Annotated in this window: 16 protein-coding genes; 2 read left to right on the top strand and 14 right to left on the bottom strand. The window is 36.2% G+C overall.

All coding sequences use genetic code 11. The annotated features are described in order from the left end of the window. Positions 1 to 66: 66 nt before the first annotated feature. The 4 genes from ABHC48_RS15330 to ABHC48_RS15345 all read right to left on the bottom strand — a co-directional run bounded on the left by ABHC48_RS15330 (position 67) and on the right by ABHC48_RS15345 (position 3,875). Positions 67 to 261, bottom strand: a complete 195-nt coding sequence (locus ABHC48_RS15330; protein ID WP_015524507.1) for a hypothetical protein — start codon at positions 259 to 261, stop codon at positions 67 to 69. A 16-nt stretch (positions 262 to 277) separates the two neighbouring features. Continuing rightward, positions 278 to 2,095, bottom strand: coding sequence for a nitric oxide reductase activation protein (locus tag ABHC48_RS15335; RefSeq protein WP_187565779.1), 1,818 nt, complete (start codon positions 2,093 to 2,095; stop codon positions 278 to 280). A gap of 6 nt (positions 2,096 to 2,101) precedes the next feature. Beyond that, a complete protein-coding gene (locus tag ABHC48_RS15340; protein ID WP_195700125.1) occupies positions 2,102 to 3,034 on the bottom strand; it encodes a MoxR family ATPase in 933 nt (310 codons plus the stop codon). A gap of 70 nt (positions 3,035 to 3,104) precedes the next feature. Then, on the bottom strand, positions 3,105 to 3,875 hold the full coding sequence (locus ABHC48_RS15345; protein WP_195700126.1) for an AAA family ATPase: 771 nt from the start codon (positions 3,873 to 3,875) through the stop codon (positions 3,105 to 3,107). A 168-nt stretch (positions 3,876 to 4,043) separates the two neighbouring features. On the opposite strand from ABHC48_RS15345, the gene ABHC48_RS15350 reads away from it, so the two are divergent. Further along, a complete protein-coding gene (locus ABHC48_RS15350) occupies positions 4,044 to 4,691 on the top strand; it encodes a TetR/AcrR family transcriptional regulator (protein ID WP_015542174.1) in 648 nt (215 codons plus the stop codon). Here the strand turns inward: ABHC48_RS15350 and ABHC48_RS15355 are convergent. Both ABHC48_RS15355 and ABHC48_RS15360 read right to left on the bottom strand, forming a co-directional pair. After that, the gene (locus ABHC48_RS15355) at positions 4,613 to 5,239 is read right to left on the bottom strand and encodes a DUF3786 domain-containing protein (RefSeq protein ID WP_195700127.1); all 627 of its coding nucleotides are present in this window, start codon (positions 5,237 to 5,239) and stop codon (positions 4,613 to 4,615) included. The two genes, ABHC48_RS15350 and ABHC48_RS15355, sit on opposite strands and share 79 nt — an antisense overlap. Positions 5,240 to 5,279: 40 nt before the next feature. After that, the gene (locus ABHC48_RS15360) at positions 5,280 to 5,612 is read right to left on the bottom strand and encodes a hypothetical protein (protein WP_015542172.1); all 333 of its coding nucleotides are present in this window, start codon (positions 5,610 to 5,612) and stop codon (positions 5,280 to 5,282) included. 228 nt (positions 5,613 to 5,840) lie between these two features. On the opposite strand from ABHC48_RS15360, the gene ABHC48_RS15365 reads away from it, so the two are divergent. Beyond that, positions 5,841 to 6,290 carry an Rrf2 family transcriptional regulator gene (locus ABHC48_RS15365; protein WP_148462504.1) on the top strand — a complete coding sequence of 150 codons (450 nt, stop codon included), beginning with the start codon at positions 5,841 to 5,843 and terminating at the stop codon, positions 6,288 to 6,290. A gap of 727 nt (positions 6,291 to 7,017) precedes the next feature. On the opposite strand, the gene ABHC48_RS15370 is transcribed toward ABHC48_RS15365, so the two are convergent. From ABHC48_RS15370 to ABHC48_RS15405, 8 genes are all read right to left on the bottom strand, one after another. Further along, a complete protein-coding gene (locus tag ABHC48_RS15370) occupies positions 7,018 to 7,509 on the bottom strand; it encodes a hypothetical protein (protein ID WP_195700128.1) in 492 nt (163 codons plus the stop codon). Between the two features lie 226 nt (positions 7,510 to 7,735). Further along, a complete protein-coding gene (locus ABHC48_RS15375; protein ID WP_195700129.1) occupies positions 7,736 to 9,367 on the bottom strand; it encodes a hypothetical protein in 1,632 nt (543 codons plus the stop codon). A gap of 44 nt (positions 9,368 to 9,411) precedes the next feature. Beyond that, positions 9,412 to 9,864: a hypothetical protein gene (locus tag ABHC48_RS15380; RefSeq protein WP_195700130.1), complete on the bottom strand. Its 453-nt coding sequence runs from the start codon at positions 9,862 to 9,864 to the stop codon at positions 9,412 to 9,414. Between the two features lie 689 nt (positions 9,865 to 10,553). Beyond that, positions 10,554 to 11,648, bottom strand: a complete 1,095-nt coding sequence (locus ABHC48_RS15385; protein ID WP_195700131.1) for a hypothetical protein — start codon at positions 11,646 to 11,648, stop codon at positions 10,554 to 10,556. A gap of 5 nt (positions 11,649 to 11,653) precedes the next feature. Beyond that, on the bottom strand, positions 11,654 to 13,063 hold the full coding sequence (locus tag ABHC48_RS15390) for a hypothetical protein (protein WP_195700132.1): 1,410 nt from the start codon (positions 13,061 to 13,063) through the stop codon (positions 11,654 to 11,656). Between the two features lie 107 nt (positions 13,064 to 13,170). Continuing rightward, positions 13,171 to 14,946, bottom strand: coding sequence for a hypothetical protein (locus tag ABHC48_RS15395; protein ID WP_195700133.1), 1,776 nt, complete (start codon positions 14,944 to 14,946; stop codon positions 13,171 to 13,173). Between the two features lie 232 nt (positions 14,947 to 15,178). Continuing rightward, entirely contained in the window at positions 15,179 to 15,352 is a 174-nt protein-coding gene (locus ABHC48_RS15400) for a helix-turn-helix domain-containing protein (protein WP_195700134.1), read from the bottom strand. Between the two features lie 42 nt (positions 15,353 to 15,394). Continuing rightward, positions 15,395 to 16,186 carry a recombinase family protein gene (locus ABHC48_RS15405; RefSeq protein ID WP_195700135.1) on the bottom strand — a complete coding sequence of 264 codons (792 nt, stop codon included), beginning with the start codon at positions 16,184 to 16,186 and terminating at the stop codon, positions 15,395 to 15,397. Between the last annotated feature and the right edge of the window lie 150 nt (positions 16,187 to 16,336).

The raw sequence follows: 16,336 nt of genomic DNA on the forward strand, positions 1-16,336 counted from the left end.
TCTATATTTACTCCTTTTCTTTTTTCTAAATAATATGTATTACATATGGCTATGCTTCAAACTGTCTTACTCCACTTCCTCCAGTTCTGTTCCTTCTGGAAGAATATATCCGCAGTTATCACATACTCCGTCCTCTGCAAGTATCCCGTCTTTCACAAAGGCTTCAATGCCTCCCGGTTCATGACAGCGTGGACAGTCTAATTCCTGTATCTTTTTCTGATTTCTTACATCCTGGCAATTGGAAAATTCAATTTTACCCATAGTGATTCCTCCATTTTCATTCCATATCAATTTGTCTTCGCAAAAAAGTTCCTACCATACGGGAAAAATTGCTGATATTACGAATATAGGCAAAGTCTTTTCCATAGATTCTCTTTTCCACAGAGAGCTCTTCTTCATTCCCTACAAAAATACCAATTACGAAAATTCCCTGATTTCTGGCCCGACGCACCTCATATGCAGTATCTTTCACAGCTCCTTCTCCGTCATAGATCCTGGGCTGGCGGGTTCCTGGTCGTTGTATGCTCATATCACAGGGTTTTCCATCACTTAATACGATTAAAATCTTATTTTTTTCCGGTCGCTCCATGAGAGAGGAAGAGACTGTTTTCAGTGCAAGCCCGTCTCTGTTATTGGCATATGCCCGAAATTGAAAGATTCTTTCATTTGTTTCCCTTGGATCTTCATAATCCCGAAATCTCTGAAGTACTGTATATCCCCAGAAAGCACAGTATCCTGTCACCCGATGAGGAATTCCTGCCTGGCTTAATGCTTCACTGATAATATATCCCTGCGCCGCTACCTGAGCCTGTCTGCCAGCCTGGGAACCACTGGAATCAATCAGGACGTCTATTACAAACTCAGAATCTTCTGATCTCTTTTTTCTATTAAATAACTTGTCATCGTCTGTTCTTCCAATTTTCCATAACCTCTCAGGAACAAGCTGCCCTGCATCAGATCTGCTGACAAAATCATCCTTTCGGATTATAAACGCCCGTTTCAGTGACTCTGCCAACACAGAAATATTTCTTTTGATGATCCAGTGATTATTTCCATAATAGGCTTTATTTTTTTCAAACTGCAGCTGAGAAAAACGGTATTGATTATTTTTTATCACAGGGTTCTGTAAAATTCCATCTGTAAGATACAGGATACAGTTTTTGTGGATTCCTGTACAAAATTTCCGGTTGACTCTGGCCTGCTCCGATTCACTTAGATACGATTTTCCGTAATTCAGTTCCACATATTCCCGTATCCGTCGCACTGCCTGTGGATTTATATTCTCCGAGCTTTCCGGAACTTCTTCATTTTCCGGAGAGAAATAAAATCTTTTTTTCTTTTTGTTTCTGATATCCAGACTCATCATCTTTTTTTTGAGATTAGAAAGATATTTTTGAATGATGTCTTCCATCTGTTCATCCGTCATGCATTCCTGCCACGCGTCATTGGCCAATGCCATATCCGGTAAATTCAGAATTTTCTCCAGATTTCCATTTCTTTTTTCAAAAGAGGGATCCAGAACATGATTATAAATCTCCTCTATCACGTTTATGACATCTTCCGTATTTTCCGCATCCTTCAGAGAAAGAATTTTGTACAATGCAATCTCTGCCTGTGGATCCGTTCCCTCATCGTTTGTGTTCTCCAGAACATGCCTTATATACAGAAGCCTAATCCTGTGAATCAGGTCTGTTCCAGCTTTGTCTGATACCTGTTCTTTCTCGGCCTTTTCCAATTCTCTGAACGCCCGTTCTCTGATTTCCTTTGTTCCCAAACGTTCTCGAATGATAAAACGATTCACTGCAGCATCCATGCATAATCCAGCAAGAGGCAAAAGCATATCTTCTCCAGCAGAAAAATATAATTTTTTCATCAAATACATGCCAAGTTTCTTCTGATCAAAATATCGTGCAAAGGCACCCTGCTTCACTGCCTCATATAGAACCGTTTGTTTTGAATAAACATATTTTTCTGTGTCCGGTTCAAATTCTATATCATAATCACCACTGACTGTCCAAAAAAGATTTCTGATACGATTACTGATCTCCAGACGATGTTCTTCCAGTTGTTCCGCCGGCCATCTGACATCCTCCATACAAGTTTACCCCCATATGTCTTTTCCGGTCCAGGAAGATGGGATTCTGGTAGAAACCACATCTTCTACGATCTCTTTTTCAAATACATCAAAACTTTTATTTATGATTCCCATCTGGATTGCATCAATTGGAGAAAGTCCGCTTCTTGTGGCTTTTACAGCAGAAACCAATCCTCTCAGGTCAAGAGATTTTGTTGAGATTTCTCCATGATAAGCTTTGATCTGCAAATCCAGAAACAGTCCTGCAAAAGCTTTCAGTGCACTATTTTTCCCATCTGGAAAATGTTCTCTTAATACAAAAAGGACACTATCCTCATCCATTTCAGGCATATCAATTACCATAAATCTTGAAACCAATGCTTCATTTAGCTCTCTGGTACCTGCGTAACCATAATTCATCGTACCGATAAATCGTGTTGCCGGATGAAGTAAAATCCTGTTATATCCTGGAATATTGATTCTGCGCCGATGATCCAGTGTGGCATGCAGTACAGAAACCGCATCATTTTTTGCCATATTGATTTCGTCCAGGATTCCAAATCCTCCAAATTCCGCGCATTGATAGATAGGGCCTTTCCGAAGGCGAACCTCATTATTTATAAAGGTATCCGTTCCAATCAGATCGGCACTGTCTGTATTTACATGAAAAGAAATGTCGTATTCCGGTCTTCCGAATATCCATGCCAGTGTCTCACATAGTACATTTTTTCCTGTAGCTTTCGCACCGGAAAGTAACAGATTATCTCCCTGAAGAAGCGCTGCTGTTGACATTTCCAGAATCTTTTTCCCATAAAACAGGATATCCGGTTTTTCTACCCGTTCCTTTACCTGATTCTCTACTTCATAACGCATGTGAAAATCTCTCAGTTCTCCAATCAGTTCCTGCGCTATCTTCTGGTCTTCTAAATATTTTTCTATTTCTGTCCAATGATTTCTCATGAAGATTTTCCTTTCTTTGCAATTGGTTATATCAAATCAGATAATATTTCTGTTTACTCAATCCTCCAACTCACAATCCTAACTTCTTTACAATTTCTCCCAGTGCATTTCTTACAGGAGAATCTTTCGGAAGCCGTATGATCGGCTTTCCATCACAGTCATACTGATATACCTGGTCATCATGTGGTACAACGCCTAACAGTTCCAGTCCCTGATTTCGGATTTCTTCCAGAGTTCCGGCATCCAGTTTTCCATCTGGAACACGATTCACGATTAGTCCAGTTTTCTGTGGTTTAAAGTTTAACTCCTTCATCAGCTTCGCAATACGTCCGGCTGCCTGAACACCTCTTCTGGAACAATCGCTTACAAGAATGGCAACTTCCATCATTGGCAGGATTCCTCTGCTGATATGTTCCATACCTGCTTCGTTATCAACCACAATATATGGATAATGGCTTTGCAGTTTCTGAACCTGGGTCTGTACAAGACCATTTACAAAGCAATAGCAGCCCTGTCCCTGGGTTCGCCCCATTACCATCAGATCATAATCATCTTCTTCCGCAATCGCATCAGAAAGACGCATTTCCAGATATGCCTGTTTCGTCATACCAGATGGAATCTGATATCGTGGATCTACGCCTGCCCGCTCAATTTCCTCTCTCAGCTCCCCAAGTGTGACCTCCGGCTCAACACCGAGCACTTCGTTCAAATTTGCATTTGCATCTGCATCCACCGCCAGGACCGGACGTTTTCCGCTTTCACATAAATACTGGATCAACAATCCACAAAGAGTTGTTTTTCCTACGCCACCTTTTCCTGATACTGCAATTACATGTCCCATGTTTTTCCTCCTAAAATTCTGAACAATCTGTTGACTTTTTCTTTAAACCTCATTATAGTTGTTACTATATAAATTACAATAATCAGTCTGTGAGATTTGTATGGTTACTCAACACATCAGAAAAATTGTTGAGAAATTATATGATACTAACTAATACAGGAGTATATAATGTCAGAAAAAACGAGAAAACAAGATCGCCGTACCCGCTATACCAGGCAAACCATAAAAGATACGTTCTTAGAATTGTTAAAGCAGAAAAGTTTTACGAAAATTACAGTTACAGAGATCTGCAAAAATGCTGAAATCAACCGTGGCACTTTTTATCTTCATTACTACGATATCCATGATGTATTATCAGATATTTTTAATGATATGACTCAGGATATGTTAACAACGGTAGATCATTTATTCTGTCTAAATCAAAAAAGCTGTTCCTATCCGTTCTGTCAGAAAATACAGATGGAATCACAATACAGGGCACTGTTTCTGGATGATGCAATTGCCCCTATTCTTCTGGAAAAAATAGCAGAAAATACAAAAGAAGGCTATGTGACCTGGCTTATGTCACACAGCCTCCTGACCTTTGAACAGGCAGAATCGGTTTTTTATTTTCAAATGAATGGCTGCCTTTCCATCAACAGACTGATGCTCCGCAATCACTGTAATGACTGGAAACAGATTCAGACAGTAATCGACAAATTTATCAAAGCCGGGCTGGAAAGTTTTCTGATTCATGATCAGAGAGAAGAAAAGGCTTCCGATAATTTTTGCAGCAAAATTTCTCCAACTGTTACCGCATCTTCTACACTTAGATAATGATCGGCATGATCCTGAAGAAATATTTTGCCAGATACAGGAAATTCTTCATCTGCAAACCATATTTTTAAAGTTACCGGATATCTTGGCAGAACTGGAAAAACAGCACACAAATCCGCCTTTGTCTCTGTAAATTCTGCACCCAGGTTTTTACATGCTTTCTGAATTTTCTCAGAATCTTTATCCTGCAAAAGCTTTTCCAGTTTCTGCTCTGCGGTCCGGTCAAACTTGGTTCCTCGAATCAATCCATCTTTCAGGTTACCAAAAGTAATGAGCTTCTGTGAACCTTCTGTTCCATCGGCCATATCCAGATAATGCAGCAATGTCAGATAATGCCATTCGTCCATGTTTGAGTTAATACGAAACTCAGGGAGTTGAATTTCAATCGTTTCATAAAAACTCAGTACTTCAAGCACATTTCGGCTGCTATGAAAAACAGCCCCACTTTTTGCAGCAATCTCCTCTCCAGAACGATTTTGTAACCGTTTTACTGCTGCCAGCAGCATTTCCTGAAATGCACGATTTTCTGTTTGATTTTTGTATTCCATAACTTCCCCTTTGCGAACATTTTATCGCATCATATAATAATCAATGTTTATGCAAGAATTTGGGTGGTTTCATAAATCTGGCTTTGTCCGGATTCTCTTTCATCCATTCCCGGGCAAAATCCATTACCTCAGTCATAGTTTCATAATCTTTTCCACAAAAACAGCAACTTGGGCATGTTGGACATGGCCATCCCTTATTTTTGAATCTGCATGCGTCTAAATGTCGGTATGCTCTTAATAAATTTGCTTCATATTCTTCTTTAGACTGTGAAGCTTCCCTGTTTTCACGATAATAAAGGTGATACATTTTTTTAGTCATATGTTTTTTGATTCTGGTATATAAATTTCCTTTTAATTTGTCCACAATCAGCATATTATACAATCCTCCGTAAGTTTTATTACTATGTTGACTTTTCCTTTAAATTTCATTATAGTTGTAATTATATTATTTACAATCATCAAAATAAAAAATATGTACAGTTTCTCAACACATTAAAAAGAGCTGTTGAGAACTTGGGATGTTTTTGACAAACCAGAAATATTTTCGCCTCAAAAACGTGAAACCAAAATCATTATATCATACTACAAGGAGTTTCTTATCATGAAATACTCAACGAAATTAAGCGATACTGTCCATGTAATGGTTCTGATTGCTATCAACCAGGAAAACTCACTCTCCAGTGCCTCAATTGCAGAAAGTATCCATACAAATCCCGGCTTTGTACGCCAGCTCATGTTAAAACTAAAAAAGGCCGAACTTATGACCAGTGTAGCCGGACATGCCCGTCCTTCTCTTTCAAAACCAGCAGACCAGATTACGTTGCTGGATATTTATAAAGCAGTGGAGGGCGAGAAACCGCTACTTCATTTAGATACTCATACCAACCCTGATTGTGGCGTTGGCATTAATATTCAGTTGTCCTTGCAGGGATTCTATAATGAAATTCAAAAAAACACTGAAGAAAAGATGAATACAATTACTTTACAGGATATCATAAATACTTATTATCAGCGAACATCCATGCAAAATGATTTACAAAATATTATATAGCAGGAGAAACGAGAATGGACTTCCAGATATGGATTATCTTCTAAATGATGAAGAATCTGATAACGATTTGGCGAGTAAAATTTTATATTTTCTAATCCAGGGATTTTCTTGTTATCATGCCCGCCTCCGTGCGGGCATTTTTAAATTCAGCAGCGCACCACAGGCGGTCTTTCCTGTGCAGAAAAAAAGAAGCGCTCCTACAGGCGCTTCTTCTTACCATATTAGGACTTCGATCAAAAGTTAGTGGGCCACAAAGTGGGCCATTTTTCAAAAAATCACATGAATTTATATAGAGTTTTATCCAAGTCGGAAATCCGCTAAATGCTCTAGCTATCAGCATTTAAAGGCATTTAACAACTTATATGGACATTTATGAAATCGGCCTCGTAATAACGATACCTAATTTCATTATTTCTGCTTATTTGAATGACAGTGATTTTTCCTTCCAAAAGTGATACCAAAAGGTGATAGTAGGTAAATTATAAAACGCCCCTACCCACAATTCAATTGGTAATATTTACCAATCATCCTTGTGTTTAGGGGCGTTTAATTACTTCTCGCTTGGACACATTAACTAAAAAATAGCTATTATTTTATTATTTGTTATAGTTAACGACTTCACACAAGTCATGCGCCGAGCCCTTGATTTTGCTGATGTCGTGAACCCCAGATTCAAAAAGTGATAATTATTCGTGATAGTTACACCAGTCCCAAACACATCTAAATGTTATATGTAGACCTCTTTGCCGACCATGTTTTTCAGGAAATCTTCCTGCGCTTTCTGGGACACATAATACTCTTTTCCAATCTTGTTTCCGTACCCCATCTGGAACATCAGCTTCAAAATCCGAAGTGCTTTATCACTCTCACAATGGTAAACATCCATAATTTCTTTCTTGCCAAGCATCTTAGGACACTGAGCCTTGAGTGACTTAACACAAGACTCTATTATCGCATCCTTATCAATGCATACCGCCATCAACTGTTCTTTAGTCAGTGTAGCATAGTTCTGTCCATTGTTCAAGCCAGATATTTCCTGCTCTGTTTTTTGACTATTAGATTTCCCTGGTGCTGACTCCTGTTTAGTGTCTTGAATAGATTCTGTCTTATACGGAATATCTTCACCATATGGTCGAATTGCAAATGATCTAAGGTAATCATCAACGGTATAGTTTCCCCAATCATTCTGCAATGCCAGTTCACTAAACTCATAGCTCATTTCTTGTCCTCCTGTTTGTACAGCTCTTCTCATTTCAAAAATCTCCTTTCTCTGTTTTTACTTCCATATAAAATGGGTTTTCATATTTGGGTTACAACGATTCCCTTGACTAATACAGCCAGTGTTCTTGAATTAATGTAGCTCCATGAAAATGATATATCATAGTTTCCACGGACATTACGCCAACGGCGCATGTGCCGTATTTCGGTTTAATATATTGCTTTTTTCATAAATCATCAAAATTCTCCCTGTTCCAAAGATTACAAACTTCTTTAAGCATACCTTCATTTATCACATAGTAATAATGACCATTTACCTTTTTCATTGAGCTCGGAGACTTATCCGTACACAAGATATGTTCTTCTTCCAGTGCTTTTATTAGCTTTTCCTTGCTGACTTTTTGTCCAAAGTACTTCTCAAGCCCAAGCTTCAATGTCGCACTTCTAATATATATGCGCCCCTCTTTTGACCATACTGCTAATCCTTCATATCGGGGATCACTAACATTTTTCTCGTCAGGACACTGTACAAAAATTTCGTCAGTATATATTAAATCATATAGTATTTTTAACCAATCTATATCTCCCTGAAATTCTAAAAGCCGCCTCATATATCCTAGTTGTTTGTCTCTATATTGATCTACCAATGCACATAAATGTTTGTCCAGTTCAGCATTTCCAGTTACATCTTTTATTTCATTCCATTCATCTTCCCCAAAAACAATTACCTTTATAATATTGACACAGATTTTGAGTATTTTACTGGCATATATAACCCTAAAGCTTTCCTTTGGCTCATTCAATGAATAAAGTGCAAACATCTTTCTTATCAAATTGATTATCTTATCCACTGATGTATATATCTTTTCTGCAATATGGTACAGCAATCCATTGTAATCAGCTTTATGTTTCTCAATATATCGAATCGCTTCAAAGTCATCTATTCCCTGCGTTAATTCCATTTGAAACATTCTGTCCTGTATTGAGAAACATCCCCCTCTAAATTCAGCTGTTACAACTGCCATTCCACTATCTTCATCATCGGATTTTCTTGCAATTAAATCCAATATTCCTTCCTGTCGTTCTTTATCGTAGCGGAGTGCTTCTGGATGATAATCATCAATAAGGACAGTATGTCCAGCAAACTGTTCCATATTTTTTTCTACAGAATTTTTATTTCCCATTTTAAAATTCATTTCTTGAAGTTCATGTTGTACAAACATTGCTTTCGATAACAATGTTTTTCCCATTCCCGATTTTCCGAAAATCGCAAGAAAAAAATTTGGACTATAACCAGCTTGACAAAACAGAGGTTTTGCAATCGACAAAATATCATACAGAAACAGCACTTCTGAGAAATTTTTCTTAGTTTTGAAAATATGTCCTAAGATTTTCAGTTCTTCTCCCCAATCTCGCTGTCTTATTTCGTATGAAGGTAATCGTCTACTTGTCTCTGATGTTTTCCCGCAACTCTCCAAACTTATAACCATATTTTGTGAAAATACGTAAGCCGTTGGAAAATAGCCCAGTCTGCTATAATAGTTAATTTGGTTTATATCACATTCCCCTGCTTGCATCTGATTATACAAATTTAATAATCTTTTCTGTTTTTGACTTAATCCTGCATCGCAGCATTCAGACCATACTTGAAAATAAGGAATATTTTCTACACTGCTAAATTCGTGTTCTGGCAATTGCCTTCCCCCTTCCAATACAATATAAATATGGTAGGTTTTACTAATATTTCCTGTAATAGCGTCTTTTTTGGCATCTATTGCACGTAATACTGGAATAAAAGGTGATACAATTCTTCCATCATAATATAGACCAGTATCCTTTTTTTCAAAAATTAAATTCATATTTCTCCTTTCCAGGGCAGGTAAAAATACCTGCCCCTTTTCTTTTAAAAAATTTCAATATCATCTGAATGATTAATCTTGTCTGGCAACACCTCCACAACTGCATTTTTTCCATATTTAGCCAATAAACCTGGAGCCAGTTCTTTTACCAAAAAATTCAAGGCATTTTTTTGATAATTAATTTGATAACTTAGCTCTTGAATTTGAGATGTCAACATAAAAGTATTAGACATACTTTCCTTTTCAATCTCAATCTGTTCTTCAGTAGCTTCCAGTTTTCGTGCCAAGTAATCTGAATATTCCTTTTCGCTCTTATACGCCTTACGATATTTTTTCAGCTTCTTTTTCAGCTTTTTCTTATCAGTGCTATACAAATAGTCTGATTTTTTTAGCTTTCTTTGTATCCGTTTAAACTTTTTCTTAAAGCGCTTACATTTCCTGTCACTTTTTTCCTTAGCCTTTTTCCAGTCTTCAACACTCGTATTTTCTTTGGTCATAACATTTTCTCCTTTTCTTGATTTATTTGAGAATTTCTCAGAAATATTGATACTATATAATCTCTTATTCAAAGTACATTCTCAACTGACATATCCGCACAATTACGCTTTATAAAAATTGCATAATTGACATATGCAAAATTGCTTGTTTTGCATGGTATTGGAAGTCGACTTATATATTGGCATGCCATCCTTGTTTCCAACTATTACCACACAGCATCAAGCCATCGCACTGTATCGAGTTCAGAGATCTCATATCCTATATCTCAGAGATCAAATCCTCTTTACATGAATTATTCTACTCTATCCAGCTTCAATTATCAGTGGGGAGTTTTTTGAAAAAAAAAGGCTGATTTTCCCCTCATTTTTGTGGGGAAAATCAGCCCATAACAAGAAAGCAAGTATAATTTCATCAATAATACGCAGTCCTGTTTCCATATATATAATGAAATAATCAATAACAACGAAGCAAATATAAGCCGTTTACAACGGCAGAATATTCCTGGCTCGGCTATTTGCGGACGCTCCAAGAGCGTCATTCGGCAACCGGTACTTTAAACTCACTGGAAAAAAGTTCCAGAATGAATAATCCGAGTGCCTCATAAGTACCCAAAACACCCACTTACAGAGACAGAGATGCTGCTACTTTACAGTCCGCCATGTTTTGAGACACTTTTTCTTTGTTATAATCAGCTTCGCGCTTTGTACGACAAACATTTTTCTACTGCCTGCATAAGCTCAATATCAAAATCAGATTTTTCCATACTCATAGCCGAGAGAAAATCTTTATTATTTTTAAAATTCTTTACCAGTAATGACTTATCGGTTTCATCAAGAGGAACTTTATAAAACTGATTTGCCAGAACTATGAGAATATTTTTATTTTTTCTATAATATTCAGAATCCGCCCATGTCATATTGAAAATAAACTTTTTAAAATCTTCTTCCGTATATTTAGGCTGAAGTCCTTGAATTGGATTAACCAGCAAATTCGTAGAAGATTCCATCAAATTGAAATATGCTCCCAACTCATATTGCTGAGCTTCTGACATTTGATCATAATCTATCCCAAACGTCTGAATTCTCCCTATAGCCTTAGCAAGTAATTTACTTTCGTCTTCAATACGTTCAATACGTTCATTTATCTCTACAATAGCTTGTTGATAAGACGTTACATCTCTCTTTCCTATTAAAGTAAAAACATTCTCTAGTCGATCTTTTTCGTCTTTTGCTTTCCAAAAAAGCAATCCACTTCCAATAAGCGCAACCCCTGCAATTGCCCAGCCAACAGGACCTGCAAGGGCTAAAAATGCATTACCAGCAGCCATACCACCGCCCCCTAATGCTAATGTCCCACCGCCAAGCCAGGCTAAGGCAGCATTTGTTGCAGCAGCTCCACTTAATGCTGAAATAGCGGTTCCAGTGGAAGCCACCCCAAAAGTAGTAGCTATGCCCATTGCAGCAGATGGACCTAACGCCGCTACCGCAACTCCTGCACCTATTCCAGCAGCTCCTCCACCAAAATTTTTTACAGCTGTTTCATTAAACCTTTCCTCTATTTTATCAACCTGCTGTTTCCAGTCCAAACGGACTTTTTTCAATTTTTCATATTGCATACGTTTTTCACTAGGAGCATTGCGAATAGCATCAAACTGCCCCTGTATTGATTCCAGCTTTTCATATAGTATATTACTATGTGAACCAAGTTCATCAATTTTCTGATTTGTCTTTTTTACCAGTTCTTCCGTCTGTTCTTTTATTTCCTTAAGTTTATTCTTTGACATACAGTTCACCTTCTTTGAAAATATTTGTCTATATCTGATTTGCTACGTAAAATTCTCTCTTCTGGAACCTCTCTTAGTTCTGCCAGCTTTACTGTCTTATTAAATGCACTTATATACATATCGCTCTTTTGCAAATCATCCACAAATGTCATTAACATTCGATCATCATATTTGTCAGCTAAAATCCTTAATCCTTCTATGTAATCATCAATGATTGCTTTTTCTCTTCTGGCAAAATCAGCTTTTTTCTCAGCACGCCACAAACCAAAAATTCTTTTTCCTTCTCCATATAATGAAATCGAGAATCTGCCAATACCAACCAAATTAAACCTCAAAAAGAATTCAGTAGGTGCAAATGTTCCATGCCCTGCAATGACGCTTCGTACCGTCGCATCTCCAATATCTAATACACAAAATGTTCCATGTGCTACCGTCAGCATTCTCTTAACCGTTGCATTTGAAAAGGGCTCACAGGTACGCCACATTAAGCCGAAAGAGCGTTCTTCTTTTTGAGTGGTTGCAAAATATTTTATCAATCGACGCACAGCATAAACTATTCTAACTATCATTTCATTAATGAATACAGGAATAGCTTGTGCAGCTTGGAAGCGAGCATCAAATCCTTGATTGTAAATACTAATAGCCAGTTCGTTAACTGTCTCATCAAATTTTGATACCTTTATGCCAAGAGAATTCTTAATAGCAATAATATCATTTGTCCAAGCCCAAAATGGGGACGGAATTCCCATACCTCGATTCCCCTTTTCTATGCTACCAGACGATCCAGACACATCTGACATCAGATGTCCAAACCAATTCACAAATGCACTATAAAATTTGCTAGGTATATCATTTCCTCTTAAGTTGAAGTCAAAAGTTGCATTTTCAAGTGAAATCAGTTGTCCTCCCGAGACAAAATGAGAAGTATTTTGAAACTGATCCAAAATAGAAAAAAACAACCCACATATAGTTGGATTATGTCCTAGTGATTTAAAGTGATGGTTAGATGGATTCAGATCAAACACTGAACTTCCTGCATCTCCACATCCTCGCTGATCATATGGAACTTTAAATTTATTTTCAAGAAATCTGAGTGCAGACGCCTCCCCCTCTCCATTCCAACCACATAATTTAGCAAAATCTACAGTCCTATTACTAAACCATTTATCCGTAATATCACCTAATATAGATTCTCCTGGCTTTCCTACTAAAAAAATATCTATTAATCCACATAAAGCACCTGAACATGCGGCAAGAACATAATCCAATTTATCACATTCTGGCTTCAATTTTTTTACGGAATCTATAGTTTCATCTAAATTCTCAACTTCCAGTTTGGCTTGCTCAAGCGCCGACGAAATGTTTGCAGAAGAAATATCAAATCTATCGTCTTTTATTGTAAAATTCAATATCATAGCGGATTATACTTCCTTTCAATAACCCAAACTGTTCTCTTGCCCCATCAGATAGCTTTATTACTTACCAGTAAAAGATCTCATTATATTTTTCATTCAAATTATCTTCATTCTTCACTTTTATAATCAGGTTCCCATTTATTTTCAATTCTATCGGATAATTCTGTAACATATCTAAAAAACCAGTTAGTATCTGAGCAGATACATTTAATATACTTCTGATTCTCTTTCTTTTCCAAAAATTCTATATCTGGCTCTCTATAAATCGCATTAATATCTTCTTTATATTTTTCAATAAATTGGGTCTGCTGAAGACTGTTCAAATATTCCTTTACCGTATCTCTTCCATTTTCATCAACAAATTTTTTTAATTTCTCTTCGGTTAGTTCTTTTCCCTTGATATATGTTTTCTTAAAATATTGAATACACTTCTTATCAATTTTTTCCATATTCGCTAAATTAATACATTCTATAACCCCCAAAATACTCATTTTCATTGTTGCATATAGTTCCCAATAGAAAAATTGTAATTCTGGAATGAAAATTTCAGATAAACAGTTTACAAATTCGATAAATTTCGAATTAAGCCGCAGTTTTGTACTAGTTTTTTTCCCATTTGTTGCATTCTCAACATTTCCATTTATAATGTCTTCCACGATCTTCTTTAGTATATTAAACCCATACATTTTTTCAGACAACCAATAACACTCTTCACTTGAATTTTGTGACTCTTTCAAGCGCAAATTTAATTTTTCGTAATATTTTTGATAAAAATCCTTCAATATTGTTACTGACAGCTTATGTATTTCGCTTGGCGATTTAAAATATGGATTCTTAGTAAGACTAAAAAATGTCGCATCATATACAGGCTCAAATATAGATTCGGGATAAGATACAAATAATCTATAAGGTATGTTTTCTCCCAAATTCATTCTTGACAAATCCACACTTGTTACTTCTTTTATATCGGATAACAATGCCAATACATTATTTACGTTATCTTCATATAATGCAAATATTTTATTTTTTTCTTTGATTATTTCATTATAAAACTTTTCACTCAAGTATATCTGCGAAAATACTTCCCATATTAATCCCCTAGCTTTTATCGTTCCAATTTTCTCATAAGCTTCTTTTTCAACATCATCTCCTATTCCTCTTTCAAACAAACAATTTACCATATATAATTTAACCGGTAATTTTTCCCCTTTTTTTATAGAATTAATTATTTTCTCAATTTCTTCTGAATCCTCTACATGACTATACTTAACATATGTTTTCTTCCAATCATCTATATTCTTTTCCATTTCTATAGGATTAATCAATAACGGAATTCCCAAATATTTATAAAATAATCTATTATCAAGCTTATCTTCCAAATACACTCTTTTGAACTTTATTCCAAGAACTTCAAATAAATCACATTCCCACTCATTAAACTCATTTCCATCCTTTATAAAACTACACTTGCCATCTTCAGATATGTATTTAAATACATATTTTATAAATTTATCTTTTAAGTTTCTTGACGCTGCCTTATATTGACCATCTTTATCATTATACGTGTTTAACGCCAAAAAGCGTTGTGAACTATATATACGGCTCATTTGTACCATATCATAAATTTTAAAAACGAATGCGTATTTAAGCACAATTCGATAAAACATGTCTTCAATTTTCATTTGTTTAAAGGTTTTCTTCACAATTTCAAAAATTTGAGGTTTTAACTCCAAATCACACTCTTTCAAATCTGAAATACTGTTATCCATCAAATTGTAAGTTTTAATTATATCTTTTAGATTATTTTTCTCATTCTCATTATTCAGCTCTTCACAAATCATTTCAATTATATCTTTATAATCTATGTCTTCATAATCTCCCATAGTATTCTCCTTTACTATCTTCTTGCAAAATATAGGAATTTTCCTATATTTTGCGACACATATACAGTACAAAAATCATCTTTCACCGATTTACTAATCTAATTTCTATTTTACCAATTCTCTTTACAAAAGCAAGTCTTCATTCAATATATACTTCTATCTTACGACTTGAATCTTTAAGCAATAGCACCAAAAAAGAGACAAGGAAACATTTTTCCTTGCCTCACTACCATCAACTATTCTTTATGTATTCAAGAATATCTTCCTTAAGAAATAGCCATTTGCCACATATCTTATGTCCTATAAGGATTCCTTCTTTCACGAGCCGCAATGCTGAAGTTTTTCCGATTTGCAAAAGTTCCTGAAGTTCTTTTAATGTAAGTGTATCTGGTGTATTATCTAACATATTATCCCCCTCTCCAAAGATTATGTTCATTACAAAATTGTTTTAAGACCTCGGCACATCTTGGAACATATCGGTATATACTAGGTTATGACAGCTTTCACTCCTACTCATTTCCGAGCCAGCTATCATATACATATTTTTCAGTTCACGCTTATACTTATAATAACTACCTCTCGCTATTCCGATGAGCTTTATACACTCTGCATCTCCCAAAGATCCACCAAAATCCCGGCTGTACTTTTGTATCAACTGCTTCGATTTTACAGATTTCTTAGTAACAAGCTTCTTTCCGGGAAGCTGCCCGATTTGTTTTCCATGAAGCCGCGCGGTCTGGATTCCTTCACGTGTTCTTTGGTGCAAATCTGCAACCTCTTTCTCTGCCTGTTCAAATGCGAGCTGGATCTGTCGCCTTGCAAGATTAAGCATATAACGGTTAAGTGCGCCGAATATACCAGCCAGTAATTCTTCTGATGCTTGATCGCCTGTTTTAAAATTTATAGATAACTGGTTTTCCATTGCCTGTTGATAGGTACTGGTATTTATATGCGGCTCTTTTAAAAATACCAATGACACTCCACGCTTATATAATTCTTCATACATTCCGTACCCCTCCTGTGCAGTACGGCTCATACGAGATACCGAATCAAAGACCAGCGTATCACCAGAAGAAACAACTTTGATCAGTTTTTCAAATTCTTTCCGTCCCTGTATTTTCGTTCCTGTGTATGTTTCTTTTACAATAACCGCATCTGGATATACCAGCTTAATATTTCTGATCTGCCGCTCCATTGACTGCTTGAATGTAGAAATTCTGCAATACCCATAGACTTTCATTTTATCATTTCCTTTCTATAGACAAAATTAAGGCAGAACCCTCTACAGATTCTGCCCTCACATATTTCTGATTATTAGGCGTTTGCGAAACGCCACAACACCACATAAATACGGCATTTTTTGTTACCTAAAAACAAATAACTCCTCACT

It is taken from the genome of Ruminococcus sp. 1001136sp1 (assembly GCF_039841815.1).
Classification (GTDB): Bacteria; Bacillota; Clostridia; order Lachnospirales; family Lachnospiraceae; genus Blautia_A; species Blautia_A faecis.

Bases quoted from the DNA above. Each gene is read 5' to 3' on its own strand.
- ABHC48_RS15330 (WP_015524507.1), bottom strand. From the start codon at position 261: ATGGGTAAAATTGAATTTTCCAATTGCCAGGATGTAAGAAATCAGAAA.
- ABHC48_RS15335 (WP_187565779.1), bottom strand. From the start codon at position 2,095: ATGGAGGATGTCAGATGGCCGGCGGAACAACTGGAAGAACATCGTCTG.
- ABHC48_RS15340 (WP_195700125.1), bottom strand. From the start codon at position 3,034: ATGAGAAATCATTGGACAGAAATAGAAAAATATTTAGAAGACCAGAAG.
- ABHC48_RS15345 (WP_195700126.1), bottom strand. From the start codon at position 3,875: ATGGGACATGTAATTGCAGTATCAGGAAAAGGTGGCGTAGGAAAAACA.
- ABHC48_RS15350 (WP_015542174.1), top strand. From the start codon at position 4,044: ATGTCAGAAAAAACGAGAAAACAAGATCGCCGTACCCGCTATACCAGG.
- ABHC48_RS15355 (WP_195700127.1), bottom strand. From the start codon at position 5,239: ATGGAATACAAAAATCAAACAGAAAATCGTGCATTTCAGGAAATGCTG.
- ABHC48_RS15360 (WP_015542172.1), bottom strand. From the start codon at position 5,612: ATGCTGATTGTGGACAAATTAAAAGGAAATTTATATACCAGAATCAAA.
- ABHC48_RS15365 (WP_148462504.1), top strand. From the start codon at position 5,841: ATGAAATACTCAACGAAATTAAGCGATACTGTCCATGTAATGGTTCTG.
- ABHC48_RS15370 (WP_195700128.1), bottom strand. From the start codon at position 7,509: ATGAGCTATGAGTTTAGTGAACTGGCATTGCAGAATGATTGGGGAAAC.
- ABHC48_RS15375 (WP_195700129.1), bottom strand. From the start codon at position 9,367: ATGAATTTAATTTTTGAAAAAAAGGATACTGGTCTATATTATGATGGA.
- ABHC48_RS15380 (WP_195700130.1), bottom strand. From the start codon at position 9,864: ATGACCAAAGAAAATACGAGTGTTGAAGACTGGAAAAAGGCTAAGGAA.
- ABHC48_RS15385 (WP_195700131.1), bottom strand. From the start codon at position 11,648: ATGTCAAAGAATAAACTTAAGGAAATAAAAGAACAGACGGAAGAACTG.
- ABHC48_RS15390 (WP_195700132.1), bottom strand. From the start codon at position 13,063: ATGATATTGAATTTTACAATAAAAGACGATAGATTTGATATTTCTTCT.
- ABHC48_RS15395 (WP_195700133.1), bottom strand. From the start codon at position 14,946: ATGGGAGATTATGAAGACATAGATTATAAAGATATAATTGAAATGATT.
- ABHC48_RS15400 (WP_195700134.1), bottom strand. From the start codon at position 15,352: ATGTTAGATAATACACCAGATACACTTACATTAAAAGAACTTCAGGAA.
- ABHC48_RS15405 (WP_195700135.1), bottom strand. From the start codon at position 16,186: ATGAAAGTCTATGGGTATTGCAGAATTTCTACATTCAAGCAGTCAATG.